This window comes from Actinomadura livida, from assembly GCF_014648675.1.
GTDB classification, from domain to species: domain Bacteria; phylum Actinomycetota; class Actinomycetes; order Streptosporangiales; family Streptosporangiaceae; genus Spirillospora; species Spirillospora livida.
Map to the genome: position 1 here is coordinate 393,823 of NZ_BMRO01000003.1, position 24,874 is coordinate 418,696.

24 protein-coding genes and 1 pseudogene are annotated in these 24,874 nt (G+C 73.0%); 5 read left to right on the forward strand and 20 right to left on the reverse strand.

What is annotated here, in order from left to right; translation table 11 throughout:
* Positions 1 to 148 precede the first annotated feature (148 nt).
* A complete protein-coding gene (locus IEZ03_RS08460) occupies positions 149 to 1,015 on the forward strand; it encodes a 1,4-dihydroxy-2-naphthoate polyprenyltransferase (RefSeq protein WP_184886829.1) in 867 nt (288 codons plus the stop codon).
* A gap of 30 nt (positions 1,016 to 1,045) precedes the next feature.
* Here IEZ03_RS08460 and IEZ03_RS08465 read toward each other — a convergent pair whose 3' ends face one another.
* Entirely contained in the window at positions 1,046 to 1,720 is a 675-nt protein-coding gene (locus IEZ03_RS08465) for a uracil-DNA glycosylase (RefSeq protein WP_184886831.1), read from the reverse strand.
* A gap of 112 nt (positions 1,721 to 1,832) precedes the next feature.
* Here IEZ03_RS08465 and modA point away from each other — a divergent pair, with 112 nt between their 5' ends.
* Positions 1,833 to 2,621, forward strand: coding sequence for a molybdate ABC transporter substrate-binding protein (modA, locus tag IEZ03_RS08470; protein WP_184886833.1), 789 nt, complete (start codon positions 1,833 to 1,835; stop codon positions 2,619 to 2,621).
* A gap of 36 nt (positions 2,622 to 2,657) precedes the next feature.
* On the opposite strand, the gene IEZ03_RS08475 is transcribed toward modA, so the two are convergent.
* The 18 genes and pseudogenes from IEZ03_RS08475 to rimP all read right to left on the reverse strand — a co-directional run.
* Entirely contained in the window at positions 2,658 to 3,503 is an 846-nt protein-coding gene (locus tag IEZ03_RS08475) for an SCO6745 family protein (RefSeq protein ID WP_184886835.1), read from the reverse strand.
* 59 nt (positions 3,504 to 3,562) lie between these two features.
* Complete coding sequence (locus tag IEZ03_RS08480) at positions 3,563 to 4,093, reverse strand: transglutaminase-like domain-containing protein (RefSeq protein ID WP_184886838.1); 531 nt, start codon at positions 4,091 to 4,093, stop codon at positions 3,563 to 3,565.
* Positions 4,093 to 4,830 (reverse strand): 4-hydroxy-tetrahydrodipicolinate reductase, encoded by a 738-nt coding sequence (gene dapB / locus IEZ03_RS08485; protein ID WP_184886840.1) that lies wholly within the window; start codon positions 4,828 to 4,830, stop codon positions 4,093 to 4,095. The genes IEZ03_RS08480 and dapB overlap by 1 nt, the downstream gene beginning before the upstream one ends.
* 37 nt (positions 4,831 to 4,867) lie before the next feature.
* Positions 4,868 to 5,491 carry an FMN-dependent NADH-azoreductase gene (locus IEZ03_RS08490; RefSeq protein WP_184886843.1) on the reverse strand — a complete coding sequence of 208 codons (624 nt, stop codon included), beginning with the start codon at positions 5,489 to 5,491 and terminating at the stop codon, positions 4,868 to 4,870.
* A gap of 79 nt (positions 5,492 to 5,570) precedes the next feature.
* The gene (locus IEZ03_RS08495; RefSeq protein ID WP_132042854.1) at positions 5,571 to 5,945 is read right to left on the reverse strand and encodes a phage holin family protein; all 375 of its coding nucleotides are present in this window, start codon (positions 5,943 to 5,945) and stop codon (positions 5,571 to 5,573) included.
* A 64-nt stretch (positions 5,946 to 6,009) separates the two neighbouring features.
* Positions 6,010 to 7,323 (reverse strand): M16 family metallopeptidase, encoded by a 1,314-nt coding sequence (locus tag IEZ03_RS08500; RefSeq protein ID WP_184886845.1) that lies wholly within the window; start codon positions 7,321 to 7,323, stop codon positions 6,010 to 6,012.
* Between the two features lie 76 nt (positions 7,324 to 7,399).
* Positions 7,400 to 9,745: a polyribonucleotide nucleotidyltransferase gene (locus tag IEZ03_RS08505; RefSeq protein ID WP_373293557.1), complete on the reverse strand. Its 2,346-nt coding sequence runs from the start codon at positions 9,743 to 9,745 to the stop codon at positions 7,400 to 7,402.
* A 297-nt stretch (positions 9,746 to 10,042) separates the two neighbouring features.
* Positions 10,043 to 10,312 (reverse strand): 30S ribosomal protein S15, encoded by a 270-nt coding sequence (rpsO, locus tag IEZ03_RS08510; protein WP_067792110.1) that lies wholly within the window; start codon positions 10,310 to 10,312, stop codon positions 10,043 to 10,045.
* 331 nt (positions 10,313 to 10,643) lie between these two features.
* A complete protein-coding gene (locus tag IEZ03_RS08515) occupies positions 10,644 to 11,582 on the reverse strand; it encodes a bifunctional riboflavin kinase/FAD synthetase (protein ID WP_184886849.1) in 939 nt (312 codons plus the stop codon).
* Positions 11,583 to 11,681: 99 nt separating this feature from the next.
* Positions 11,682 to 12,353: a PAQR family membrane homeostasis protein TrhA gene (gene trhA / locus IEZ03_RS08520; RefSeq protein WP_229808143.1), complete on the reverse strand. Its 672-nt coding sequence runs from the start codon at positions 12,351 to 12,353 to the stop codon at positions 11,682 to 11,684.
* Between the two features lie 107 nt (positions 12,354 to 12,460).
* Positions 12,461 to 13,342, reverse strand: a complete 882-nt coding sequence (truB, locus tag IEZ03_RS08525) for a tRNA pseudouridine(55) synthase TruB (RefSeq protein ID WP_184886851.1) — start codon at positions 13,340 to 13,342, stop codon at positions 12,461 to 12,463.
* 16 nt (positions 13,343 to 13,358) lie between these two features.
* Positions 13,359 to 14,714, reverse strand: a complete 1,356-nt coding sequence (locus IEZ03_RS08530; protein ID WP_229808144.1) for a DHH family phosphoesterase — start codon at positions 14,712 to 14,714, stop codon at positions 13,359 to 13,361.
* Positions 14,711 to 15,256, reverse strand: coding sequence for a 30S ribosome-binding factor RbfA (gene rbfA, locus IEZ03_RS08535; RefSeq protein WP_184886854.1), 546 nt, complete (start codon positions 15,254 to 15,256; stop codon positions 14,711 to 14,713). The genes IEZ03_RS08530 and rbfA overlap by 4 nt, the downstream gene beginning before the upstream one ends.
* 82 nt (positions 15,257 to 15,338) lie before the next feature.
* Positions 15,339 to 15,647, reverse strand: a complete 309-nt coding sequence (locus IEZ03_RS08540; protein ID WP_229808145.1) for a DUF503 domain-containing protein — start codon at positions 15,645 to 15,647, stop codon at positions 15,339 to 15,341.
* 237 nt (positions 15,648 to 15,884) lie between these two features.
* Entirely contained in the window at positions 15,885 to 18,914 is a 3,030-nt protein-coding gene (gene infB, locus IEZ03_RS08545) for a translation initiation factor IF-2 (protein ID WP_184886856.1), read from the reverse strand.
* Between the two features lie 108 nt (positions 18,915 to 19,022).
* Entirely contained in the window at positions 19,023 to 19,364 is a 342-nt protein-coding gene (locus IEZ03_RS08550; protein WP_308427953.1) for a YlxR family protein, read from the reverse strand.
* On the reverse strand, positions 19,330 to 20,379 hold the full coding sequence (nusA, locus tag IEZ03_RS08555; RefSeq protein ID WP_184886860.1) for a transcription termination factor NusA: 1,050 nt from the start codon (positions 20,377 to 20,379) through the stop codon (positions 19,330 to 19,332). Before nusA ends, IEZ03_RS08550 begins: the two co-directional genes overlap by 35 nt.
* Positions 20,380 to 20,404: 25 nt before the next feature.
* Positions 20,405 to 21,065: pseudogene (gene rimP / locus IEZ03_RS08560) on the reverse strand (ribosome maturation factor RimP); the annotation flags it as partial.
* 318 nt (positions 21,066 to 21,383) lie between these two features.
* Between rimP and IEZ03_RS37705 the strand changes: the two are divergent.
* The 3 genes from IEZ03_RS37705 to IEZ03_RS08575 all read left to right on the forward strand — a co-directional run bounded on the left by IEZ03_RS37705 (position 21,384) and on the right by IEZ03_RS08575 (position 23,988).
* The gene (locus tag IEZ03_RS37705) at positions 21,384 to 22,385 is read left to right on the forward strand and encodes a DUF4439 domain-containing protein (RefSeq protein ID WP_229808146.1); all 1,002 of its coding nucleotides are present in this window, start codon (positions 21,384 to 21,386) and stop codon (positions 22,383 to 22,385) included.
* Positions 22,386 to 22,469: 84 nt separating this feature from the next.
* A complete protein-coding gene (locus tag IEZ03_RS08570; protein WP_184886864.1) occupies positions 22,470 to 22,805 on the forward strand; it encodes a hypothetical protein in 336 nt (111 codons plus the stop codon).
* A 22-nt stretch (positions 22,806 to 22,827) separates the two neighbouring features.
* Positions 22,828 to 23,988 carry a TRM11 family SAM-dependent methyltransferase gene (locus IEZ03_RS08575; protein WP_229808147.1) on the forward strand — a complete coding sequence of 387 codons (1,161 nt, stop codon included), beginning with the start codon at positions 22,828 to 22,830 and terminating at the stop codon, positions 23,986 to 23,988.
* Here the strand turns inward: IEZ03_RS08575 and IEZ03_RS08580 are convergent.
* Entirely contained in the window at positions 23,985 to 24,680 is a 696-nt protein-coding gene (locus IEZ03_RS08580; RefSeq protein WP_184886867.1) for an HAD family hydrolase, read from the reverse strand. The genes IEZ03_RS08575 and IEZ03_RS08580 overlap by 4 nt on opposite strands.
* Positions 24,681 to 24,874: the final 194 nt, after the last annotated feature.

Consider the following 24,874-nt stretch of genomic DNA (forward strand, 5'->3'; position numbering starts at 1 on the left):
GCCGCCGCCACCCGGCACGCCTCGCTCACCACGGCGGCGATCCTCGCGCTCGGACTCGCCATGTCGCTGCGGCTGCGCCCCGGCGGTGATCATCGGCGAGAATCGACGCGCTAGTCCCCCTGTCGTCCCACGAGAACAAGCGGTAACTGTGGCCACGCTCTCCCAATGGGTCGCCGGATCCCGGCCCCGCACCCTGCCCGCGTCCCTCGTCCCCGTCGTCGTCGGCACCGGCGTCGCCGCCGGAGAGGGCGGGGCCGTCTGGTGGCGCGCCCTGCTCGCCGCGTTCGTCGCCCTCGTGCTGCAGATCGGGGTGAACTACTCCAACGACTACAGCGACGGCGTCCGCGGCACCGACGAGGACCGCGTCGGCCCGCTCCGCCTCGTCGGGTCGAAGGCGGCGCCGCCGAAGCAGGTCCTCGCCGCCGCGCTCGGCAGCTTCCTCGCCGCCGCCGTCGCCGGCCTCGTGCTCGCCGCCGTGACGACGTGGTGGCTGCTGCTTGTCGGCGCGCTGGCGATCCTCGCGGCCTGGTTCTACACGGGCGGCGGCACCCCGTACGGCTACCGGGCGCTCGGCGAGGTGTCGGTGTTCGTGTTCTTCGGCCTCGTCGCCGTCGTCGGGACGGTGTACGTGCAGGTCGAGGCGCTGCCGTGGGTGGCGTGGGCGGCGGCCGTGCCGATCGGGCTGCTGGCGTGCGGGCTGCTCGTCGCCAACAACCTGCGCGACATCCCCACCGACCGCGAGTCGGGCAAGCGGACCCTCGCCGTCCTCCTCGGCGACCCCCGGACCCGGATCCTGTACGCGGCGTGCACCGCGCTGCCGTTCATGTTCGTGCTGGCCCTGGCGGCGCCGCGCCCGTGGGTGCTGATCACCCTGCTCGCGGCGCCGCTCTCGCTGCCGCCCACGCAGAAGGTGCTGGGCGGCGCGACCGGCGCCGACCTGGTCCCGGTGCTGGGCGAGACCGGGCGACTCCAGATCGCCTACGGCGTCCTGCTGGCCGTCGGCCTGGCGCTCTGACGCCGGGCACGGACCGCGCCGCCCGCGGGCCTACCCCCAGTCGATCTCGGGGAGGCCGGCGTCGACCAGGGCCTTGTTGGCGGCGCTGAACGGGCGCGTCCCGAAGAACTTCTTGGCGCTGAGCGGGCTCGGGTGCGCCGACTCGATCACCGTGTGGTGCGCCCCGGTGATCAGGCGCGCCTTCTTGCGCGCGTAGGCGCCCCAGAGCACGAACACCACGCGGTCGGACTTGTCGTTCAGCGCGCGGATCGCGGCGTCGGTGAAGTCCTCCCAGCCTTTGCCGGCATGCGACCCCGCCTCGCCGCCGCGGACGGTCAGCACCGCGTTCAGCAGCAGTACGCCCTGGTCTGCCCACCGGGTCAGGTCACCGGACTTCGCCACCGGCACGTCGAGGTCGGTGGCCAGCTCCTTGTAGATGTTGCGCAGCGACGGAGGCAGCCGCACCCCGTCGCGCACGCTGAAGCTGAGCCCGTGCGCCTGCCCGGGGCCGTGGTACGGGTCCTGCCCGAGGATCAGGACGCGGGCGTCGTCGAACGAGCAGTGCCGGAACGCGCTGAACAGGTCCTCGCGCGGCGGGTAGACGGTCTGCGCCTCGTACTCCCCCGCGACGAACGCGCCCAGCGCGGCGGTGGCGAGCGGGTCGAGCAGCGGGTCGAGCCGCCGCCGCCAGTCACCGGGCAGCATCTCCAGCAGGTCGAGGGACATCGTCGGGCCTCCGCGGAAGTGATCTCCAGTTGCCGGAAACACTAGTGCGGGCCACTGACACGCCAGGCCGAATCCCGCGACCCCGGGGGCGCCGACCTTAGGATGACGCCATATGCCCGATTCCCCCCGTCGGCGGCGTCTCCGCGCGTCCACCGCGCCCCTCGCGTCCCTCGCGCTCCTCCTTCCCGTGCTCGGCGCGGGCTGCGGCGGCTCCTCCAGGCCGGCGACGCTCACCGTCCTGGCGACCTCGTCGATGAAGGAGGTGTTCGGCGAGATGGGGACGGCGTACCGGCACGCGCATCCCGGGGTGCGGCTGCGGTTCGAGTTCGGCGCCATGCCCGAGATGGCCGACCGGCTGACCGGCCAGGACCGGGGCGACGTCCTCGTGACCGCGGACATGACGAGCATGAAAGAAGCCGACGACTACCTGGTGGGACGCCGCCGGGTCGTCGCCCACGACTCGCTCACGATCGCCGTCGGCCCCGGCAACCCCTACCGCATCCGCGGCCTGTCCGACCTCGCCGGGCCGAGGCTGCGGGTGGTCGTCGGCGCCGAGACCGTCCCGGTCGGCCGCTACACGGGCCAGGTCTTCACGAAGGCGGGCCTGACCGTCCGGTCCAGCTCGAAGGTGATCAGCGCGCGGGCCGTGCTCGACCGGGTGCGGGCCGGCGAGGCGGACGCGGGGCTCGTCTTCCTCACCGACCTGCGCTCTGCGGGCATCGCCGTGAGCAGCGTCCCGATCCCTGCGGACCTGAACGTCACCGCGGCCTTCGCCGCCGCTACCGTCCGGGACACCGACCACCAGGAAGAGGCGGACGCCTTCGTCGCATGGCTGACCACCGCGCCCGCCCAGGCCGTGTTCCACAAACACGGCTTCGCCCTCCCGCCCGCCTCGCGGTGACCCCGGGTCGCCGGAGCCGGACGGACGGCCGGTGGCCTACGACCGCCTGAGGCGGGGCAGGCCGATCGGGTTGGGGAAGGGCATCTCGTTCGCCAGCGCCATCGCCGCAGGGACGAGCGCCTCGTGGAGCGCCTCGGGTGCGTCCAGGACGTCGTACGGAGGTGCGGCGAGTTCGTCGGTGAGCCGCTCGATGCGCGCTCTCAGCGCCTTCCCCTCCTCGGTGGCCTCCCCGTCCGCCAGCAGGCCGCGCTCGGCCAGCGCGCCGGCCGCCGCGTCCCACTCCTCCGGTGACCAGCCGCGGCTCTCCCGCAGCCACTCCCCCGAGACCGTCCCGACGGCGGACGCCAGGACGTTCGCCTCCAGGCCGCTGAGCCCTTCCGCGACGAGGAGGGCGACGTGCCCGTCGCCGCGGTGCTCCCGCAGCGCCGTCGCCGCCTGCCAGAGCGCCTCCACGGGGTCGTCCGGGACGGGCAGGCCGCGGTTGGCGGCGAAGAGCGCGCGCCCTCCGCCGTCCGCCGCCAGCACGGCCTCGTGCAGCCGCGGCGCCGCGGCGGCCGCGACGTCCTCGATGCCGGGGAAGGCCCTGCGCATCGCCCGCGCCGCCGCCTCGCCCCGCACCGCCAGGATGCGCTCCGGCGGCGCGAACCCCCACGCGTCCGGGACGGCCCGCCGGACCCGCGCCGGATGGAAGCCGAAGAACGTCGCCTCGATCGCCCCGGCGGACACGGCCCCGAGCGGCGCGCCCCGGCTGCCGAAGTAGCCCATCCAGTAGCCCTTGAGGCCGGCCTCCTTGTTCGCCGTCCGGCACTCCTCCGAGAAGTACGTCACCGCGTGCAGCGGCTCGACGACCTTCCACATGTCCCGCGCGAGCTTGGCGTCCATCCGCCGAACGCTAAGCCCACCGCGACCGGCGCACAAGGCCGTCCCGCTCAGGGCCGTCCTCACGCGGCGGGGAGCGCCGAGGGAGTGCGCATCTCCTTCAGGGCTTCCAGGACGTGCGGGGGCGGCGCGGCATGGACGGTGGGGTCGACCGGGTCGCCGGGGTAGGCGAGGCGGTTCTCCGACGCGGAGAACCGGACGTCCACGCCGGGCTTGTTGCCCCGCGGGTCGAGGTAGACCCAGCGGTCGTCGACCAGGACGGCGGTGAGGCCGTGCAGGACGCCCGAGCAGCGCTGGTAGCACAGGCCCGCCTGGACGCCGCCCGCGCGCAGGAGGGCGACGTAGGCGTGCGACTTGGCGTAGCAGAGGCCGGTTCGCTGGTCGAGGACGTCGGAGGCGCGCCAGGGGACGCGGGGGTCGCCGGCGTCCATGGAGTGGGCGACCCGGTCCCGGACGTGGTCGAAGGCCGCGTGCGCGTAGGCGATGTCGTCGCCGGTGCGCAGCTCCGAGGCGATCGACTGGACGAGCGGGTGCTCGATGTCGATCGCCTCGGAGGCGGCGAGGTAGTCCCAGGGTTCGCCGGCGAAGTCCATCAGAGGCCGAGGAGGGTCTCGATGCCGAGGGTGAGGCGGTCGAGCTCCGGGACCTTGCGGACGGCGAGGAGGACGCCCGGCATGAACGACTCGCGGTCCATCGCGTCGTGCCGGATGGTGAAGATCTCGCCGTGGCCGCCGAGGACGACCTCCTGGTGGGCGATGGCGCCGGAGAGCCGGACGGCGTGCACGCGGACGCCGTCCACGTCGGCGCCGCGCGCGCCCGCGACCTCGGTGGTGGTGGCGTCCGGGGGCGGGGGCGTGCCCGCCTCGGCGCGGGCGGCGGCCACCAGCTCGGCGGTGCGGTAGGCGGTGCCGGACGGGGCGTCGACCTTGTTCGGGTGGTGCGTCTCTACGATCTCGACGGAGTCGAAGAACGGTGCCGCCTTCTGCGCGAAGTGCATCATCAGGACGGCGCCGATGCCGAAGTTGGGGGCGATCAGGACGTTGCCCGTCGAGTCGTCGGTCAGCCAGGACCGCACGGTGTCGAGGCGGGACGGGTCGAAGCCGCTGGTGCCGACGACGGCGTGCAGGCCGTGCTCGACGCACCACTTGAGGTTGTCCATGACGACGCCGGGGTGGGTGAAGTCGACGACGACCTCGGCGGCGGTCAGCGCGTCGAGCGCGTCGCCCTCGTCGACGGCGGCGACGAGCTCCATGTCGCCGGCCCCCTGCACCGCGCGGCAGACCTCGGCGCCCATGCGGCCCCGGGCCCCCAGCACCCCGACCTTGATCACGTCTTCCTCCCGGTTCGCGTCCCGCCCGAGCCTATCGTCAGAAGCGCTTTCCCAGTTCGCGCGCTTCGGCGTGCGCGGTGCGGCGCCCGGTCTCGGCGTCGGCGGTCGCGAGGTTCGGCCGGAACTCGATCGTGCTGAGGTCGGTGACCCCTGCCCAGCGCAGCCAGCCCTCCAGGAACGGCGCCTGGTGGTCGGTGCCGAACGCGGGCGGGCGGCCGGCGCCGTATACCGCGCTGGTGTAGACGACGGCCGCCTTCTTGCCGCTCAGCAGGCCCGTGTACCCGGCCTCGGGGTCGAAGGAGAAGACCCAGCCGGGCTGTGACACGACGTCGATGAACTGCTTCAGCACGTACGGGACGCTGGAGTTCCACATCGGGACGCTGAACAGGTAGCGGTCGTAGGAGTCGAAGCGTTCGAAGACCCCGCGGGCGGCCCGCCAGGCGGCGGCCTGCTCCCCCGCGGGGTCCTCGCCGGCGAAGACGGTCATCTTGGCGCCGGCTCCCGCCGGGCCGAACGCGGGCAGGGTCCCGTCCCACAGGTCGAAGTGGTCGACGACGTCGCCGTGGGTCTCGCGGTAGGCGTCCAGGAACGTCCCGGCGATGGCCAGCGACTCGGACGCGCCGCCCCGGGGCGAGGCGGAGATGTGCAGCAGGCGTGACATGAGGATCCCCTCGGAGAAGGCATGCGGACCAGAGTCCGATTACTTCCCGGAGATTAACGGACCTCAGTCCGCTTTGCAATCAGTCGTCGTCCGAGACGAACAGGTTGAGCAGCCAGCCGACGACGCCGACGATGATCGCGCCCCAGAACGCGGGCCAGAACCACTCGACGTGGAAGGGGAGATCCAGCTCGCCGGCCAGCCAGCTCGTCAGCATGAGCAGCCCCGCGTTCACCAGCAGCGCGAACAGGCCGAGGGTCAGGACGTAGAACGCGCAGCCCAGGACCTTGATGATCGGCTTGAGCACGGCGTTGACGATGCCGAAGATCGCGGCGACCGCGAGCAGCGTCAGCACCCGCTCCGCCGTGTCGCCGGCGGTCAGCTCGACGCCGTCCACGAGCATCTCGGCCGCCCACAGCGCGACCGCGGAGATGACAAGCCTGATGAGGATCTTCATCCCCCGGAACCTACCCGCCCGCGGACGGTCCCGTACACGCCCGCCCCGGCCCCGGCGCCCCCGGTCAGCCGAGGCGGTCCCCGACCGGGCCGATCACGGTGAGGGCCTGCGGGTCGGCGAGGACCTCGCCGGCCACGGCGCGGACGTCGTCCAGGGTGACGGCCTCGATGCGGGCGAGCACCTCGTCCACGGGCAGCAGCGACTCGTACACCAGCTCGCTCTTGCCGATGCGGCTCATCCGCGACCCCGTGTCCTCGAGACCGAGGACCATCGCGCCGCGCAGCTGTCCCTTGCCGCGCTCCAGCTCCTCCTCGGTGAGGGACTCCGCGGCTGCCTTGGCCACCTCGTCGCGGCAGATCGACAGGACCTCCTCGGCCTTGCCGGGCTGGCAGCCCGCGTAGACGCCGAAGATGCCGGAGTCGGCGTACTGCGCGGTGTAGCTGTAGACGGAGTAGGCGAGCCCGCGCTTCTCGCGGATCTCCTGGAACAGGCGGGACGACATGCCGCCGCCCAGCGCCGCGTTCAGCACCCCGAGCGCGAACCGGCGGTCGTCGGTGCGGGACACGCCGGCCCCGCCGAGGATGATGTGCGCCTGCTCGGTGTCCTTGTCGATCACCACGGTGCGCGGGTCGACGGGGGCGGGCGCGCCGTCCACCCGGGGCGCGGTGGGCACGGCGTCGCCGGTCAGGTGCCCCTCGAACGCGCGGGACACCAGCCGGACGACCTCGTCGTGGTCGATGTTGCCCGCCACCGACACCACCAGGTTGGCCGGGACGTAGTGCTCCCGGTAGTAGCCGTGGATCCGGTCCCGGGACAGCGCGTTGATCGACTCCTCGCTGCCGAGGATGGGCCGCCCCAGCGGGGTGTCGCCGTACAGCGCGGTCGCGAACTCGTCATGGATGAGGTCGCCGGGATCGTCGTCGCGCATGTGGATCTCTTCGAGGATCACGCCGCGCTCGGCCTCGACGTCCTCGGGGCGGTTGACCGACTCCGCCACCATGTCGGAGACGACGTCCACGGCGAGCGGGAGGTCGGAGTCCAGGACCCGCGCGTAGTAGCAGGTGTACTCCTTGGCGGTGAACGCGTTGAGGTCGCCGCCGACCGTGTCGATCGCCGCGGAGATGTCCAGCGCGGACCGCCGCCGCGTGCCCTTGAACAGGACGTGCTCCAGGTAGTGGCTCGCGCCGGCGTCGGCGGGCGCCTCGTCGCGGGAGCCGACCGCCGACCAGATGCCGAACGCGGCGGACCGCACCGTCGGCATCGCCTCGGTGATGACGCGCAGCCCCCCGGGCAGGACGGTGCGGCGCACCGTGCCGGCGCCCTCGCCGTTGATCGTGATGGTGGTGCCGGGCTCCTGCGCCCGCGCGGGCAGGGTCACGTGTCGCTCGCATTCCGTCGATGGAGAACGATCCGGCCGGGCACCCTCGCGGGTGCCCGGCCGGTCGGTGGCACGGTCAGGAGTTGCGCTGGCCGGTGTCGTCACCGCCGCGGCGGGTGCGGCGGCGCCGCGGGCGGCGCTCCCCGTCGTCGCGGCGCTCCCCGGACTCGTCGTCGGCGGACGCCGAGGGCGCGGCGGGCGCGGCACCGCCGTCGCCCGCGCCGTTCTCGGCCTCCTTCTCGATGACCTCGACCGGCACCAGCGACAGCTTGCCGCGCTGGTCGATCTCGGTGACCTCGACCTGGATCTTCTCGCCGACGCCCATCACGTCCTCGACGTTCTCGATCCGGGCGCCGCCGTGCAGCTTGCGGATCTGCGAGACGTGCAGCAGGCCGTCCTTGCCGGGCAGCAGCGACACGAACGCGCCGAACGTGGTGGTCTTGACGACGGTGCCGAGGAACCGCTCGCCGACCTCCGGCATGTGCGGGTTGGCGATCGAGTTGATCGCCTGCCGCGCGGCCTCGGCGGACGGGCCGTCGGTGGCCCCGACGTAGATCGTGCCGTCGTCCTCGATCGTGATGTCGGCGCCGGTGTCGTCCTGGATCGAGTTGATCATCTTGCCCTTGGGGCCGATGACCTCGCCGATCTTGTCGACCGGGACCTTGATGGTGATGATCCGCGGCGCGTTCGGGCTCATCTCGGCGGGCGCCTCGATGGCCTCCTGCATGACGTCCAGGATCGCCAGCCGGGCGCCCTTGGCCTGCCGCAGCGCGGCGGCAAGCACCGAGGCGGGGATGCCGTCGAGCTTGGTGTCCAGCTGCAGCGCGGTGATCAGGTCGCGGGTGCCGGCGACCTTGAAGTCCATGTCGCCGAACGCGTCCTCGGCGCCGAGGATGTCGGTGAGGGTCACGTACTCGCCGCCCTCGTGGATCAGGCCCATCGCGATGCCCGCCACCATCTGCTTGAGCGGGACGCCCGCGTCCAGCAGCGACATGGTGGACGCGCACACCGACCCCATCGAGGTGGAGCCGTTGGACCCGAGGGCCTCCGACACCTGCCGGATCGCGTACGGGAACTCCTCGCGGGTCGGCAGCACCGGGAGCAGCGCGCGCTCGGCGAGCGCGCCGTGCCCGATCTCGCGGCGCTTGGGCGAGCCGACCCGGCCCGTCTCCCCGGTGGAGTACGGCGGGAAGTTGTAGTTGTGCATGTAGCGCTTGGTGCGCTCCGGGTTCAGCGTGTCGATCATCTGCTCCATGCGGAGCATGTTCAGCGTGGTCACGCCCAGGATCTGGGTCTCGCCGCGCTCGAAGATCGCCGAGCCGTGCACGCGCGGGACGACGTGCGCCTCGGCGGTCAGCTGGCGGATGTCCTTCGGCCCGCGGCCGTCGATGCGCAGCCCGTCGCGGACGACCCGCTCGCGGACCAGCTTCTTGGTGACCGCGCGGTAGGCGGCGGAGATCTCCTTCTCGCGCCCCTCGAACGTCTGGGCGAGCTTCTCCGCGGCGGCGGCCTTGATCTCGTCCAGCCGGGCCTCGCGCTCCTGCTTGCCGGCGATCGTCAGCGCCTGCGCGAGGTCGCCGCTGACCTCCGCGGTCACGGCGTCGAGCACGTCGTCCTGGTAGTCCAGGAAGATCGGGTACTCGGCGGTCTCCTTGGCGGCGACGGCGGCGAGGTCGCTCTGCGCCTTGCACAGGACCTTGATGAACGGCTTGGCCGCCTCCAGGCCCTCGGCGATGGTCTCCTCGGTCGGCGCGGTCGCGCCGTCGCCGACGAGCTTGAGGGTCTCGCGGGTGGACTCCGCCTCGACCATCATGATCGCGACGTCGCCGTCCTCGAGGACCCGGCCGGCCACGACCATGTCGAAGGTGGCGCGCTCCAGCTCGGGGTGGGTCGGGAAGCCGACCCACTGGCCCTCGATCAGCGCGACGCGGACGCCGCCGATCGGGCCGGAGAACGGCAGCCCGGCCAGCTGCGTGGACAGCGACGCGGCGTTGATCGCCACGACGTCGTACAGGTGGTCCGGGTGCAGCGCCATGATCGTCTCGACGACCTGGATCTCGTTGCGCAGCCCCTTGGCGAACGACGGGCGCAGCGGCCGGTCGATCAGCCGGCAGGTGAGGATCGCGTCCTCGGACGGGCGGCCCTCGCGGCGGAAGAACGAGCCGGGAATGCGGCCGGCCGCGTACATCCGCTCCTCGACGTCGACGGTCAGGGGGAAGAAGTCCAGGTTCTCCTTGGGCTTCTTGGACGCCGTCGTCGCCGACAGCACCATCGTCTCGTCGTCGAGGTAGGCGACGGCGGAACCGGCGGCCTGGCGGGCCAGCCGGCCCGTCTCGAAGCGGATGGTGCGGGTGCCGAAGCTGCCGTTGTCGATCACGGCTTCGGTGGTCTGCGCACCGTCGATGCGCACGGCTTCTGTCACGGGAAACCTCCTCAGGGTTCCATGTCGGTCCTCGCGGCCGTTTCCCGTTGGTCTCGTACGCTGCCGGTCTTCGATCGAAGCACCCGGATCCAGGATCGCGCCGATGCGGCGGAACGGATCCGGAAGCCACTACCGAGGACCGGCCCGCACCAGCGGTGTCCGCGAGGCTTGTCTGCAGTTTTGCGGCCCGCCCGCGGCTTCACGGCCCCGGGCGGCCGGTGTGCCGGGGGCCGGCCCGTACGGCCGGGCCCCGGCATAAACGGAGGGAGCGGCCCGGCGGGCCGCTCCCTCACCCGTCTAGCGGCGCAGGCCGAGGCGCTCGATCAGCTGCCGGTAGCGGTTGATGTCCTTGTTCGCGAGGTACTTCAGGAGGCGGCGACGACGGCCGACCAGCAGCAGGAGGCCGCGGCGGCTGTGGTGGTCGTGCTTGTGCTCCTTGAGGTGCTCGGTCAGATCGTTGATGCGGCGCGTCAGCAGCGCGACCTGGACCTCCGGCGATCCGGTGTCACCCTCAGTGGTCGCGTACTCGGCGATGATCTGGTTCTTCGTGGCGGTGTCGAGCGACACGTGGCTCCTTCGATGAAATCGTCACCCGCAGATCCGGGCCCGGTGGGCGTGCGGGTCCGCATGGTGCGTGTTAAGAGGGTGGCGGGCCGCATGAGGGTGCAGCCAGCCGCGCCGGGGCCCTTCCCGGCGACTATTCACCGTACCATGTTGGTTTGCAAGACCGGCCCACTGCGCTCGCCGGGCGGCTCGCTCCGTGACCGGTCTTGTGCGGGCGCGAATCGCTTCGCGATCTTCCCGGTGGGGCTCGCCTTCGGCTTCGCCCCACCGGTCAGGTCGCGCGCCCGCGTGACGGTGGAGGTCTGCTTCGGGCGACCCGGGCCTAGTGTTGCGCTTAGGACGTGATTTCGCGGATCTTGTCTACGTCTCGGTGCATTTGGTCTACCAGGGCCTCGACCGAGTCGAACTTCAGGGTGTCGCGGGTGCGGGCGGTGAAGTCCACGGCCATGTGCTCGCCGTAGAGGTCCAGGTCGTCGCGGTCCAGGGCGTATGCCTCGACGGTGCGCTCCACGCCCTCGAACGTCGGGTTGGTGCCGATGGAGATCGCGGCGGGCCAGCGGAAGTCCGGGTAGCGGTCGGAGTCGCAGACCAGCCAGCCGGCGTAGACGCCGTCCGCGGGGATCGCGCTCTGCGGCGGGGTCTCGAGGTTGGCCGTGGGGAAGCCCAGCGCGCGGCCCCGCTGGTGGCCGCGCACGACGACGCCCTCGACGCGGTGCGGGCGGCCGAGCGCCCGCGCCGCCGCCTCGACCTCGCCCGCTTCGAGCCGCCCGCGGATGTAGGTGGAGGAGATCGTGTCGTCGTTGGCCACCAGCGGCATGCCCTCGGCCGTGAAGTCGTACTTGTCGCCGAGTTCCCGCAGGAGCGCGACGTCCCCCTTGGCCTTGTGGCCGAAGCGGAAGTCCTCGCCGACGATCACGTGGGCCGCGTGGAGGCGGTCCACCAGGACCGACTGGACGAAGTCGTCGGGGGCCATCTTCGACAGTTCCAGAGTGAACGGCACGACCACGACGGCGTCGGCGCCAAGGCCCTCCAGCAGCTCGATGCGGCGCCCGGTGCCGGCGAGCAGCGGCGGATGGGTGCCGGGGCGGACGACCTCGTCGGGGTGGGGGTCGAAGGTGATGACCACCGAGCGCAGGCCGCGGCGGCGGGCCTCCTCCACGGCGGTGCCCACGATCCGCTGGTGTCCGCGGTGGACCCCGTCGAACACGCCGATCGTGATCACTGAACGGCCCCACTCTGCGGGAACCTCGTCGAGGCCATTCCAGCGCCGCACCATTCTCTCCCTGCGTAGGACGTCCGTGCCCGGTCTTTGCTGTCGTCCTTAAGGGTGCCATGCGAGGGCGGGCACCGTCGCATTCAGGGGGTCCCCGTGTCAGCCCGACTGGTATACGACCAGGGATACCGCGATGTACTGCAGGATGTAGGCCGCGAGCGTGCAGGCGTGGAAGACCTCGTGGAACCCGAACCAGTCCGGCGAGGGGTTGGGGCGGCGCAGCCCGTACACGACTCCCCCGACGCTGTAGCAGATGCCGCCGGTCGCGACCATGAGGCAGGCGACGACGCCCGCGCCCGACAGGAACTGCGGCAGGAAGAGCACCGCCACCCAGCCCAGGACGATGTAGAGCGTCACGTAGAGGGCGCGGGGGGCCTCGACCCAGAGCGTCCGGAAGAGGACGCCCGCGACGGCGCCCGTCCAGACGATGGCCAGGACGGCGACCCGCACGCCGCCCTCCAGCGCGAGGACCGCGAACGGCGTGTAGGTTCCGGCGATGATCAGGTAGATGTTGGCGTGGTCGAAGCGGCGCAGGATCTCGATGATCCGGTGCGAGGTCTGCCGGTGGTACGTGCCCGAGATCCCGAACAGCATCGCCGAGGTCGCCACGTACACCGCCGACGCGAGCCTGGCCTGGACGCTCGGGCCGAGCGCGACGAGCACCAGCCCGGCGACGAGCACCGCGGGGAACGCGCCAATGTGCAGCCAGCCGCGCAGCCGCGGGCGGGTCGGGGACGCCACCGGGGGGTGATGATCGTTCAGAGTGGTCACGGACACCTCCTACCCAACCAACCTACGGTTACGTAGGTTACTTGACCGTAGGTTCAGCCGTCACCGCTTTCGTCCCGTGACGCGCACCACGGTGGGCGGCGCGGCGGTCAGGACGCGAAGACCGCCAGCGGCTTGGCGACGCCGCCCTTCTCCTCGACCAGGGCCAGCAGCGAGCCGTCGGGCGCGAAGACGCCCACCGGACCCGGGCCGAGACCCGCCGCCGGGAGGCGGCCGCCGTGCGCGACCTTGCGGGCGTCGTCGGCGGAGACGTCCCGGCGCGGGAACACCGCGGCGACGGCGTCCGCCATCGGCAGGATCTCCAGCTTCTCGCCGAGTCGGTCGAGCGTCCGCGCCATGCCGAGATCGTAAGGCCCGACGCGGGTGCGGCGCAGCGCCGTGAGATGGCCCCCGCAGCCGAGGGACGCGCCGAGGTCCCGCGCCAGCGCGCGGATGTAGGTGCCGGACGAGCAGGCGATCGACGCGTCGACGTCGATCACATCGCCGTCGCGGCGGATCGCGGTGACCGTGAAGTCGTGCACGGTCACCGGCCGGTCGGTGAGGGCGACCTCCTCGCCCTTGCGGGCCATCTTGTAGGCCCGCTCCCCGTTCACCTTGATCGCGCTGACCTGGGGCGGAACCTGCCGGATGGGGCCGGTCAGCTCCGCGATCCCCGCGTGCAGGGCCTCGTCGGCGACTCGCGCGGCGGACGCGGTCGCGGTGGTCTCGCCCTCGGCGTCGTCGGTGTTGGTCGACTCCCCCAGCCGGATCGTGGCGTCGTAGCCCTTCTCGGTCAGCGCCAGATGCCCCAGCAGGCGGGTCGCCCTGCCGATGCCGAGGACGAGGACGCCGGTCGCCATCGGGTCCAGCGTCCCCGCGTGCCCGACGCGCCGGGTCTTCGCCAGCCGCCGCATCCGGCCGACCACGTCGTGCGAGGTCCAGCCGGCGGGCTTGTCCACGATGACGAGCCCCGAGTTATCCGAGTTGTCCACACGCGCTCCGAGAAGGTCAGTCGGCACGGTCTCCGGGCACGCGCAGCGCGGCGCGCAGCCGGTCGATGATGCAGGCGGGCTCGCCGCCCATGGTGAACGCGGCGGCGGTGCGGTGCCCGCCCCCGCCCAGCTCCACGCAGGCGCGGCCGACGTCGACCGAGCCCTTGGAGCGGGTGGAGACGTACCAGTCGCCGCGGTCGTCCTCCTTGCACACGACGGCGACCTCGGCCTCGTCGGTGCGCCGGAGCTGGTCGATGACCCCTTCGAGCTGGTCGTAGGGGACGTCGCGGGCATCCCGGTCGGAGCGCGCGATCGTCGTCCAGACCAGGCCGCGCCCGCCCGCGGCGTCGCGCTCCAGCCGGGCCCGCGCCAGCGCGCCCGCGAGGACCTGGAGGTAGCCGAACGGCGCCCGGTCCCACAGCTCCCGGCTGACCGCCTCGGGCCGGACGCCCGCGGTCAGCAGCCGTCCCGCCAGGTCGTGGACCTCGGGGGTCGTGCACGGGTACTTGAACGAGCCGGTGTCGCTGGCGAGCCCCGCGTACAGGCCCTGGGCGATGTCGCGGTCGAGCGGGACGCCGAGCCGGCGGATCAGCTCCTCGACCAGGACCGCCGTCGCGGCGGCGTCCGGATCGACCAGCCGCACCCCGCCGAAGTCGGTGTTGGACGCGTGGTGGTCGACGACGATGAGGGCGCCGGCGCGGGCCGCGGGCTCGGCGAGCGAGCCGAGCCGCGCCTGCCCGGCCGCGTCCAGCGAGATCATCAGGCCCGGGGCGGCGGGCATCCGGGCCGGTTCGACCAGCAGTTCCTGACCGGGCAGGAACCGCAGGATCGCCGGGACCGCGAACGGCTCGCCGAAGGACGCCAGGCAGCGTTTGCCCAGCGCGCGCAGGGCCTGCGCCAGCGCGAGCATGGAGCCGAGCGCGTCGCCGTCCGGCGCCACATGGCAGGCCAGGCAGACCTCTCCGGCACCGCGGATCAGCTCGACCGCCCGGTCCCATTCCAGGTCGGCGGCCTGCATGGCGGGCCCGCCCGCCGGGTCGGAGCCCGGGTCGGCGGCGGCGGAGTCCACGGGCGCGCCCCGGCCGTGCGGTCCCCGGGGTTCGGACGGCACCGGGGGTTCGGACGGCACCGGGGGCGCGGACGGCCCTGGGGGTTCGGACGGCACGGCGGGCTCCGGCGGCAGGGCCGGCACGGGCCCGCCGCCACGACTGCCGCCGCCGAGTCCGCCGCCACGTCCGCCGGCGAGCCCGCCGCCCACGCCGCGCGGGACGATGTCGTGGCCGCTCGCGGAATGGCCGTCAGCGTCGTGCAGGAGCCACTCCGCGGGGCGGCCGGCGCCCGGTGCCTCCGCGCGCCTCTCCGTCCCGCTCACGACGACGGGCGTCCGGGACGGCCGTCCTCACCGTCCTCCGCGATGTCGTGGCCGTCGAAGTCCTCGTCGTCCTCGTCCGCGTCCTCGTCGGTGAGGTCGTCGTCGACGTCCTCGTCGTCGTCGGAACCGGGCACCCGGTAGGGGTTGGCCTCACCGGCCGGGGACGCGCCCTGCGCCGCCTTCGCGACCTCGGCGTCCTTGGCGCGGGCCTTGGCCAGCAGGTCGTCGATGTGGGCGGCGTTCTCCATCAGGGAGTCCATGACGAAGGTGATGCTGGGCGTGTGCCGGACACCGGTCTTCCTGCCCACCTCGGACCTGATGACGCCCTTGGCGCTCTCCAGCGCGGCGGCCGTCTCCGCGCGCTCGCCGTCGGACCCGTACACCGTGTAGTACACGGTCGCGTCGCGCAGGTCGTTGGTGATGCGGGTGTCCGTCACGGTCACGAAGCCGAGCCGCGGATCCTTGATCCGCCTCTCCAGCATCTCGGCCACGATCTGCTGGATGCGGTCGGCGAGCTTGCGCGCCCGAGCTGCGTCCACCATGATCGCACTCCCTTTCTATGGTTAGGTGAGGGCCGAGCGGTCTCGGCCGGCCTGCGGCCGCCGCGGGGGGCGGACCCGCCGCTCAGTCCTCATCATGGAACAGCCGCTGCCGGGCGGACAGCAGCTCGATCTCCGGCCGCCCGGCGACCAGCCGTTCGCACCGGTCCAGCACCTGGGTGCAGTTGGCCGCGGTGCCGGACACCACCGCCACCCCGATCTCCGCCCTGCGGTACAGGTCGTTGCCGCCGGTCTCGGCGACGGCCACCGCCGGGAAGTGCTTCTGCACCTCGGCGATGATGGGCCGGAGGACGGACCGCTTCTGCTTCAGCGATTGGACGTCCCCCAGCAGCAGGTCGAGCGTCAGCGCACCCACGTACACCTGGTCGATCACCTCGGCATTCTCGATGATGAAACGACGGTGGTCACCCGCCGTGTTCCCGGCCCGCGGCGCCGCGCGCCGGGGCCGGTGCGGCGGCCGGCGGCGGAACGGGCCGGGCATGACGGACGCCAGGCTAGAAGATCCGCCTGGCGTCGTGTCACCTGATTAAACGATCATTTGTCGAAGACGGCCGGCCGGCCGCGCGGCCCCGGCGGAACCGGGACCGCGCGGACGAGCCCGCGCCGGTGCTCAGGTGCGGGGCTTCTCCCGCATCTCGAAGCACTCGATGACATCGCCGAGCTTGATGTCGTTGTAGCCCACGCCGATACCGCACTCGAAGCCCTCGCGGACCTCGGTGGCGTCGTCCTTGAAGCGGCGCAGCGACGACACCGTGAGGTTGTCGGCGACCACGACGCCGTCGCGGACGAGCCGCGCCTTGGCGTTGCGCTGGATCGTGCCCGAGGTGACCATCGACCCGGCGACGTTGCCGATCCGCGGGACCTTGAAGATCTCCCGGACCTCGGCGGTGCCGAGCTGGACCTCCTCGAACTCCGGCTTGAGCATGCCCTTGAGGGCCGCCTCGATCTCCTCGATCGCCTGGTAGATGATCGAGTAGTACCGGATGTCGACGCCTTCGCGGTCGGCCAGCTCCTGCGCGTTGCGCTCCGGCCGCACGTTGAAGCCGAGGATGACCGCGCCCTCCTCGGACGCCAGCGACAGGTTGACGTCGTCCTGCGTGATCGCGCCGACACCGCGGCGGATGATCCGCAGGCTGACCTCGTCGCCCACGTCGATCTTGAGGAGCGAGTCCTCCAGCGCCTCGACCGAACCGGACACGTCGCCCTTGAGGATGAGCAGGAGCTCTTCCCGCTTGCCCTCCTGGAAGTCCTTGAACAGTTCCTCGAGGGAGTTGCTCTTGCGGCTCTTGAGCAGCTCGGCGTTGCGCTTGCGCGCCACCCGCTTGTCGGCGATCTGCCGGGCGACCCGGTCGTCGTCGACGACCAGGAAGTTGTCCCCGGCACCGGGCACGGCCGCGAGGCCGAGCACCATCACCGGACGGGACGGGCCCGCCTCCGTGACGTTGTTGCCGTTCTCGTCGAGCATCGCCCGGACGCGGCCGTTGGCCACGCCGCAGACGATCGAGTCGCCGACCCGCAGCGTGCCGCGCTGCACCAGCACGGTCGCCACGGCGCCCCGGCCCTTGTCCAGGTGGGCCTCGATGGCCGAGCCCTGGGCGGGCATGTCGGGGTTGGCCTTCAGGTCGAGCTCGGCGTCGGCGGTCAGGACGATCGCCTCCAGCAGCCCGTCGATGTTCTCGCGCTGCTTGGCCGACACGTCCACGAAGATGGTCGAGCCGCCGAACTCCTCGGCGACCAGGCCGTACTCGGTGAGCTGTGCCCGGACCTTGTTCGGGTCCGCGCCCTCGACGTCGATCTTGTTGACCGCGACGACGATCGGGACCCCCGCCGCGGTGGCGTGGTCGATCGCCTCGGTGGTCTGCGGCTTGACGCCGTCGTCCGCGGCGACCACCAGCACCACCAGGTCGGTGGTGTCGGCACCGCGGGCGCGCATGGCGGTGAACGCCTCGTGACCCGGGGTGTCGATGAAGGTGATCTTGCGGTCCTCGCCGTCGACCTCGGTCTCGACCTGGTAGGCGCCGATGTGCTGGGTGATGCCGCCGGCCTCGCCGGCCTGCACGTTGGCGTGCCGGACGGCGTCCAGCAGCTTGGTCTTACCGTGGTCGACGTGGCCCATGACGGTGACCACCGGCGGCCGGGGCAGCAGGTTCTCCTCGCCGCCCTCGTCCTCGCCGTACTCGATGTCGAACGACTCGAGCAGCTCGCGGTCCTCGTCCTCGGGGCTGACGACCTGGACGTCGAAGTCCAGCTCCAGCCCGAGGGCCTGCAGGTCGTCGGGGTCGACCGACTGGGTCGCGGTGACCATCTTGCCGAGGTGCATCATGATCGCGACGAGCGACGCCGGGTTGGCGCCGATCTTCTCGGCGAAGTCGGTCAGCGACGCGCCCTGCGGCAGCCGGATCGTCTTGCCGTTGCCGCGCGGAGCCGAGACACCGCCGACGGCGGGCGCCTGCATGTTCTCGAACTCTTGACGACGCGCCCGCTTCGACTTGCGCCCGCGTGCGGGACGCCCTCCGGGACGGCCGAACGCGCCCTGCGTACCGCCGCGGCCGCGGCCGCCGCCACCGGGACGGGGACCGAAGCCGCCGCCGGGACGGCCGCCGGCACCCGTACGGGGACCGCCGAAGCCGCCGCCGGGACGGCCGCCGCCACCGGGCCCGCGGCCACCGCCGCCCGGACCGCGGCCACCGCCGCCCGGACCGCGGCCGCCACCGCCGCCGCCGCCGGGACCGCCCCGGCCGGGAGCGGCCGGCCGCGAGGACGGCATGTTCATCGGGCTCGGACGCGGACCGCCCGGCCGGGGCGGCATGCTGCCCGGGCTCGGACGCGGGCCGCCGGCACCGGCGGGACCGCCGGGACGCGGGCCACCGGGACGCGGGCCGCCGGGACGGTCGCCACCGGGGCGGTCACCCCGGTCGGGACGCTCGGCGCCCGGACGCGGACCGGGGCGCGGGCCGGGCTTGGGCGCCTGGCCCATGCCGCTGGCGTTGGAGCTGAACGGGTTGTTGCCCGGACGCGGGCCACCGGGGCCGCGGCCGCCGCCCGCGGGGCGGGGGCCGGGACGCGGGCCCGGCTTGGGCGCGCGGGGACCCGGCTTCGGGCCGCCGGGCGCACGGCCGCCGGGACCGGCGGTACCGGTTCCGGCGCCGCCGGAGGCGGAACCGCCCGGACCGGCGGGACCGGCCGCGGGCGGGGCGCTCGGGCCCTGCGCCGCGGGGGCGTCCACCTGCGTGCCCGGCGCCGGCGGGACCGGCGGGCGCGGGCCCGGCTTCGGGGCGCCGCCCTGGCCGCCGGGGCCGCTCGGGCCGCCGGAGCCCGGCCGCGGCGCGGCCGGACGCGGCGCCGCGGGCCGCGGGGCCTGCGGACGGGCGCTCTGGGAATCGGATGCGCCGCCGCCGGACGGTCCCGGACGCGGCGCGGCGGGCCGCGGCGCCGAAGGCTTCTTCGGCGCGGCCCGCTTGTCCCCCTGCTTGGGGGAGGAAGAATTTGAGAAGGCTTCTGTCAGCCTGCGAACGACCGGCGCCTCAATCGTGGAGGACGCCGACCGTACGAACTCGCCCATTTCCTGGAGCTTGGCCATGACGACCTTGCTCTCTACACCGAACTCCTTGGCGAGTTCATAAACCCGGACCTTCGCCACTGCACTCCCTACTCGGTCCGGGGGTGCGGCCTCCGGACCGTCGCTAACTTGCCGTACTCATCGCGGCGTGCTCATCGAGCGCTCATAGCAATCTCGACCTGCTTCCGACTAGACGTCGCTTACCATTTGGCCATCCTGCTGCCGCGCGGCGTGTGCCGCAAGCCGCGCTCGCAGCGCACCGGCGTCGAGCGGGCCCGGGACGCGGAACGCCCTCGGGAACGCCCGACGTCGCTCTGCGAGCTCGAGGCATCCCAGGTCGGGATGCAGATGCGCACCCCGCCCCGGCAGCCGCCCATGGGGATCGGGGACGATGACGCCCTCGACCACCACCAGGCGCAGCAAGCCGGATTTGACCGTGCGAACCCGGCAGCCAACACACGTGCGTATAGAGGCCGCCCGGCCACGTTTCATGAGTCTACCGCGCCGACGCGTCGGCGGGGCCGGTCGCATGCGCCTCCGGAGCAGAAGATCCAGAATCGCCGGTCTCGCCGGACTTCGCGGCGGCCTGCTCCGGCTCGGTGTCGGACCGGATGTCGATCCGCCAGCCGGTCAGCCGCGCGGCGAGACGGGCGTTCTGCCCCTCCTTGCCGATGGCGAGGGACAGCTGGTAGTCGGGCACGACGACCCGGGCGACCCGGGCGTCGGCGTCGACCACCTCGACAGTGGAAACCCGCGCGGGCGACAGGGCATTCCCGACGAACTCCGCGGGGTCCTCGGACCAGTCCACGATGTCGATCTTCTCGCCGTGCAGCTCGGCCATCACGTTGCGGACCCGGCTGCCGAGCGGGCCGATGCAGGCGCCCTTGGCGTTCACGCCCGCCTTGCGCGAGCGCACCGCGATCTTGGTGCGGTGGCCGGCCTCGCGGGCGATGGCCGCGATCTCCACCGTCCCGTCGGCGATCTCCGGGACCTCCAGCGCGAACAGCTTGCGCACGAGGTTCGGGTGCGTTCGCGACAGCTGCACCGACGGGCCGCGGTGCCCCTTGCGGACCTGCACCACGTAGGCGCGCAGGCGGTCCCCGTGGTCGTAGCGCTCGCCGGGGACCTGCTCCTGCGGCGGCAGCACGGCCTCGATCTTGCCGAGGTCGACCAGCACGTTCCGCGGGTCCTTGCCCTGCTGGATGATGCCGCTGACGATGTCGCCCTCGCGGCCGGCGTACTCGCCGAACGTCAGCTCGTCCTCGGCGTCCCGCAGCCGCTGCAGGATGACCTGCTTGGCGGTGGTCGCCGCGATGCGGCCGAATCCGGTCGGGGTGTCGTCGTACTCGCGGAGGGCGTTGCCCTCCTCGTCGGTCTCGGTCGCCCAGACCGTCACGTGCCCGCTCTGCCGGTCCAGCTCGACGCGCGCCTTCGCGGCCGCGCCCTCCGTCCGGTGGTAGGCGATCAGCAGGGCGTCCTCGATGGCCTTGACGGCCACCTCCAGCGAGATGTCCTTCTCGCTCTCCAGGCCCCGTAGGGCCGTCATGTCGATGTCCACGAGGTTCCCCCCTCTAGTCCGGCTCAGCCGGAGAACGCGTTCCCTCAGCCCCAAGTGGCGAGTCCTTCTGGGGGGGCTGCCCCGCAGACCCCCCGGAAAGAGGTTTGAACTCCACCTGCATGCGGCCGCGCCCCAGCTCGCCGAGGCGGAACCGGCGCCGCACGGTCTCCGTCCCGGGGGTCTTTCCCTTCTGGCGCGGCTTCCCCCCGGACCCGCCGGAGGGGGTCCCGGACCCGGCGGACCCGCCGCCGCCCTTCGCCCCGGCTCCCTTGCCCCGGCGCTTCTGGACGACGTCGATCTCGACGCTCTCGTCGTCGGCCGCCACCACGCGGCCCTCGATCTGGCCTCCCTCGGCCAGCGGCGCGACGACCAGCCGGCCGACGGCACGGCGCCAGTGCCGCGGCTCGGTGAGAGGGCGGTCGACGCCGGGGGAGGTCACCTCCAGCACGTAGGGCGAGGTCCCCATGAGGTCGGACTCGTCGAGCAGGGCGGAGGCCGTCTCGCTCAGCCGGGCGACGTCGTCGAGGCCCACCCCGTCGTCACCGTCCACGACGATCTTGACCAGGCGGCGGCGCCCTGCGGGCCGCACGTCGACCTCCTCCAGGTCGAAGCCCGCCTTCCGCACCGCCGGCGCGAGTAGCCGGGTCAGCTCGGTGACGGCGGTGCCGCGCGCCGGGCGCGCCGCGGAGTGCTCGCGCGGGCCCCGGTCCTGCCGGGCCCGTCGCCCCTCCTGCTCGCGCCCCCCTTGAGCGCGGCCACCGCGGGACTCGACGCTCATGGGACCCTCCTCCTGTTGTTGTCCGCCTGCGGTCGCGGGCGTCGCCGCTCATCCGTTGACAACTCAAGACTATCGACAGCCGGAGACCGCGGCGGTTTTTCGGACGCGTCACCGGCGCGCCGGATATGGAATGCTTGAGCTGGCCTGATGGGCGCGTCCGGGACCGGGACCGCAGCGGGCCGCCACCACCACACCGTCGGGTGAGGAGACTCCCTTGCCAGAGGCCGTGCCGCGCTTGCCGGGAGCCGTGTCCCGCCGCGCGCTGCTGGGCCGGGGCGCCGTGCTGGGCGGCGCCGCGCTCCTCCTGCCGGCGGCGGCGGGCTGCGCCGCCGAGACCCGCCCGCACAAGGACGTGCCGACGCTGGCCGGGGCGATCGCGTCCGAGCAGAACCTGGTAGCCACCTACGAGGCGGCCAAGGCGGCGGACGCCTCGCTCTCCGCGCGGCTGGACCTCGTCCTCGCCCATCACCGCGAGCACCTCGCCGTGCTGAAGCGCCACTACGTTCCCGGTTCCGGCGACCGGGCCGACGAAGGCGGCGCGATCCCGGCGCCGAGCGCGCTCCCGCTCCCGGACGGCGGCGGGGTCCTGGACGCGCTGCGCGACGCGGAGGACCGGGCGGCGCAGGCGCGGACGGCCGACGCGGCGAAGGCGGCCCCCGGGCTGGCGCAGCTGCTGGCCAGCATCGGCGCCTGCGAGGCGGGCCACGCGATGCTCGCGTCGGGCGAGCCTCCGCCCGTCCGGTCGAAGTCCGGTGCCGAGGCGGTCCGGACTGCGCTCGGGGCCGAGCACGCGGCCGTCTACGGGTACGGGGTGCTCGGCGCCCGCCTGCGCGGATCGCTCAGGATGACGGCGACGGCCGTCTGGAACGACCACCGCGCCCGGCGGGACGCCCTGGTCTCGATCCTGTCCGGCGACTCCGGGGAGCCCGCCGAACCGGTCGCCGGCGCGGCCGCCTACCGGCTGCCCGTCAAGGTCACCTCCGCCCGCAGTGCGGCCCGGCTCGCGGCGGCGCTGGAGGACGATCTCGTGCCCGCCTACGTCGCCCTCGCCGGCGCCTCCTCCCCCGACCTGCGGGCCTTCGCCGCGGACGGCGCGCGGCGGGCCCGGGCGCGGTCGGCCGCCTGGCGTTCTAAGGCGGGTCTCCCGGCGCCCGCGGACGCGTTCCCCGGGCTGCCGCCGGCGGCGCGGTCGCCGCGTCCCGTGCCGGGTGAGTGATCTTCCGCACCCCGGGAAGGAAGCGTCCGATCAGTGACGTTTGTCCCTGCAGAGGGATCACTCGGGGGAGGAGTCCAGATCAGCATGAGCAACGTTCCGGAGGGAAACGCTCTCGACGAGCTGCGGGCCGCCTACCACGAACAGCTGACCCGGCTGGCGGCCGAGCGCGACGCGGCACGCCGCCAGGCGCGCCGGGCCCAGGCGCAGGCCGATGTGGCGCGCGCCGACCTCGCCAGTCTCAGGAGCAGCGTCCAGCGGCTGCTGAACGCCGCCGCCCGCCATCTGCCCGACCTGCCCCCGGTGGAGGCCCCCGCCGGGGGTACCGACGGGGCGACGCCGGAGCTTCCGGCGGGAAGGCGTGCCCTGCCCGCCGCGGCCGACGCCGCCGGCGGGAAGGCGCGGCCCGCCCGGGCGGCCTGACCGAGAAGGGAACGGCCCGCACATGGGCCGTGCGAGACCGCCGGAACGCGTTCCGGCGGTCTCCGCTCTCGTCGTGACCCGCGCCGCCGAGGCGGCCGCTGCTGTTAATGTCCAGCGGATGACCGCGTACGGCCTTCTCGTCTCCCCCTCCCACAACCGGGTCTATGCACAGGCCGCCGCCGGCCTGGTGAAGGCCGAGTTGGCGGTGTTCAGTGAACGGGCGCTGGGCGGGCGCGTCCGGGACATCGAGGAGACGGAGATCGGGGGCGTCCCGTATGTGACGTTCTCCGCCGACGACCTGACGGAACAGGACATCCGGCTTCTGTCGAACCTGTCGTCGCTCTACGCGCTGTTCCAGATGGAGGGCGACCTCCTGCGGCCGGTCGTGCTCAAGCCTCTCGACCTGTTCGGCAGTGACCTGCTCACCATCCAGAAGTACTCCGGCAAGACGAACGAGTACTTCACCAAGCTCCTGCTGAACGTCACCGCCATGGCGGCCGACTCCCCCATGGACCTGGTCACCGGCCGTCCCCGCGTGCTCGACCCCATGTGCGGCCGCGGCACCACCCTCAACCAGGCCGTGATGTACGGCCTGGACGCCGCCGGGATGGACATCGACGGCAAGGACTTCGACGCCTACGCCGCCTTCATCAAGACGTGGCTGAAGAACAACCGGGTCAAGCACCGGGCGGAGGTCGCCAACGTGCGGCGGGAGAAGTCCGTCGTCGGACGCCGCCTGCACGTCACGCTCGGCGCGTCGAAGGAGCGCTACAAGGGCGGCGAGACGATGGAGATCACCGTCGTGCACGCCGACTCCCTGGAGGCCGGGCGGTTCTTCCGCCCGGCCTCCTTCGACCTGATCGTCACCGACGCCCCGTACGGCGTGCAGCACGGCAGCCGTCCCAAGGGCGGGCGGCCGTCGGGCAAGGGGAAGCCGCAGCTTTCGCGGAGCCCGGTCGAGCTACTGGCCGCGGCCGTGCCGGAATGGGCCCGGCTCCTCCGTCCGGGCGGGGCGATCGGCATCTCCTGGAACACCTTCGTGGGGCGCCGGGAGGACATCGCGGAGATCCTCGCCTCCAGCGGTCTCCAGGTGCAGGGCTCCGACGCCTACCGCGGCTTCCGGCACCGCGTGGACCAGGCCATCTCACGCGACCTGATCACCGCCCAGAAGCCGCCCGCCTAGATCCAGCGTTCGATGTGGGGAAGCAGCTCGTCCAGGCCGTTAATCACCGCGTCGGGCGGGGTGAGGCCGGGGCGTTCGAACGCGTGGGTGGTCTGGTGCCAGATCTGGACCGCGCGGAGCCCGGCCGACTTGGCGCCGTGGATGTCGTCGTAGGGCCGGTCGCCGACGAACACGCAGGAGGCGGGGTCGGTGGCGCCGACGGCGTCCATGGCGGCGCGGAAGGCGTTGGCGTGCGGCTTGGTCCAGGGGATCTCGCTGGAGTAGACGGCGCCGTCGAGCAGGTCGAGGACGTCGTCGCGGGCGAAGACGCGCTCGTGCCACTCGCGGGACCAGATGGTGTTCGACAGGACGCCGATCCGGATGCCCTGCTCGCGGAGGGTGTTGAACAGGCCGGGGACGGCGGGGTCGGTGTGCGTGTGCGGGGTCCACGTCTCGAAGTGCGTCGCCAGCAGCTCCTCGGTGGGCTGGACGCCGGCCATCTCGAACGCCTCGGCGAGCGTGGCGCTGCGGTGCTCGTCGGTGCCGCGGCGCCAGAGCTCCAGTTCCGCGTCGGCGAGCGCCGCCGCGGCCTTCTCGACGTCGTCCGGGGGGAGGTGGGCGGAGCAGATCGCGCGCCACATGTCGGCCAGTTCGAGGTCGTGCCACGGGGTCAGCGTGCCGCCCCAGTCGAAGATCACTGCTTGTACGCCCATGCCCGGATGGTAACCATCGGGGCGCCCTGAACGATCACCCTTTGCGCGGCGGATTCGTCCCGGAGGGCGCGACCGGGGCCGCCCGAGCCCGCCCAGGAGCCCGCCCTCAGCCCGCCGTCCAGGAGCCCCCATGCGCAGACCCTTGCTCGCCGCCCTCCTGTCCGTCGCCGTGGCCGCCGGTATGTCGGCGGGCC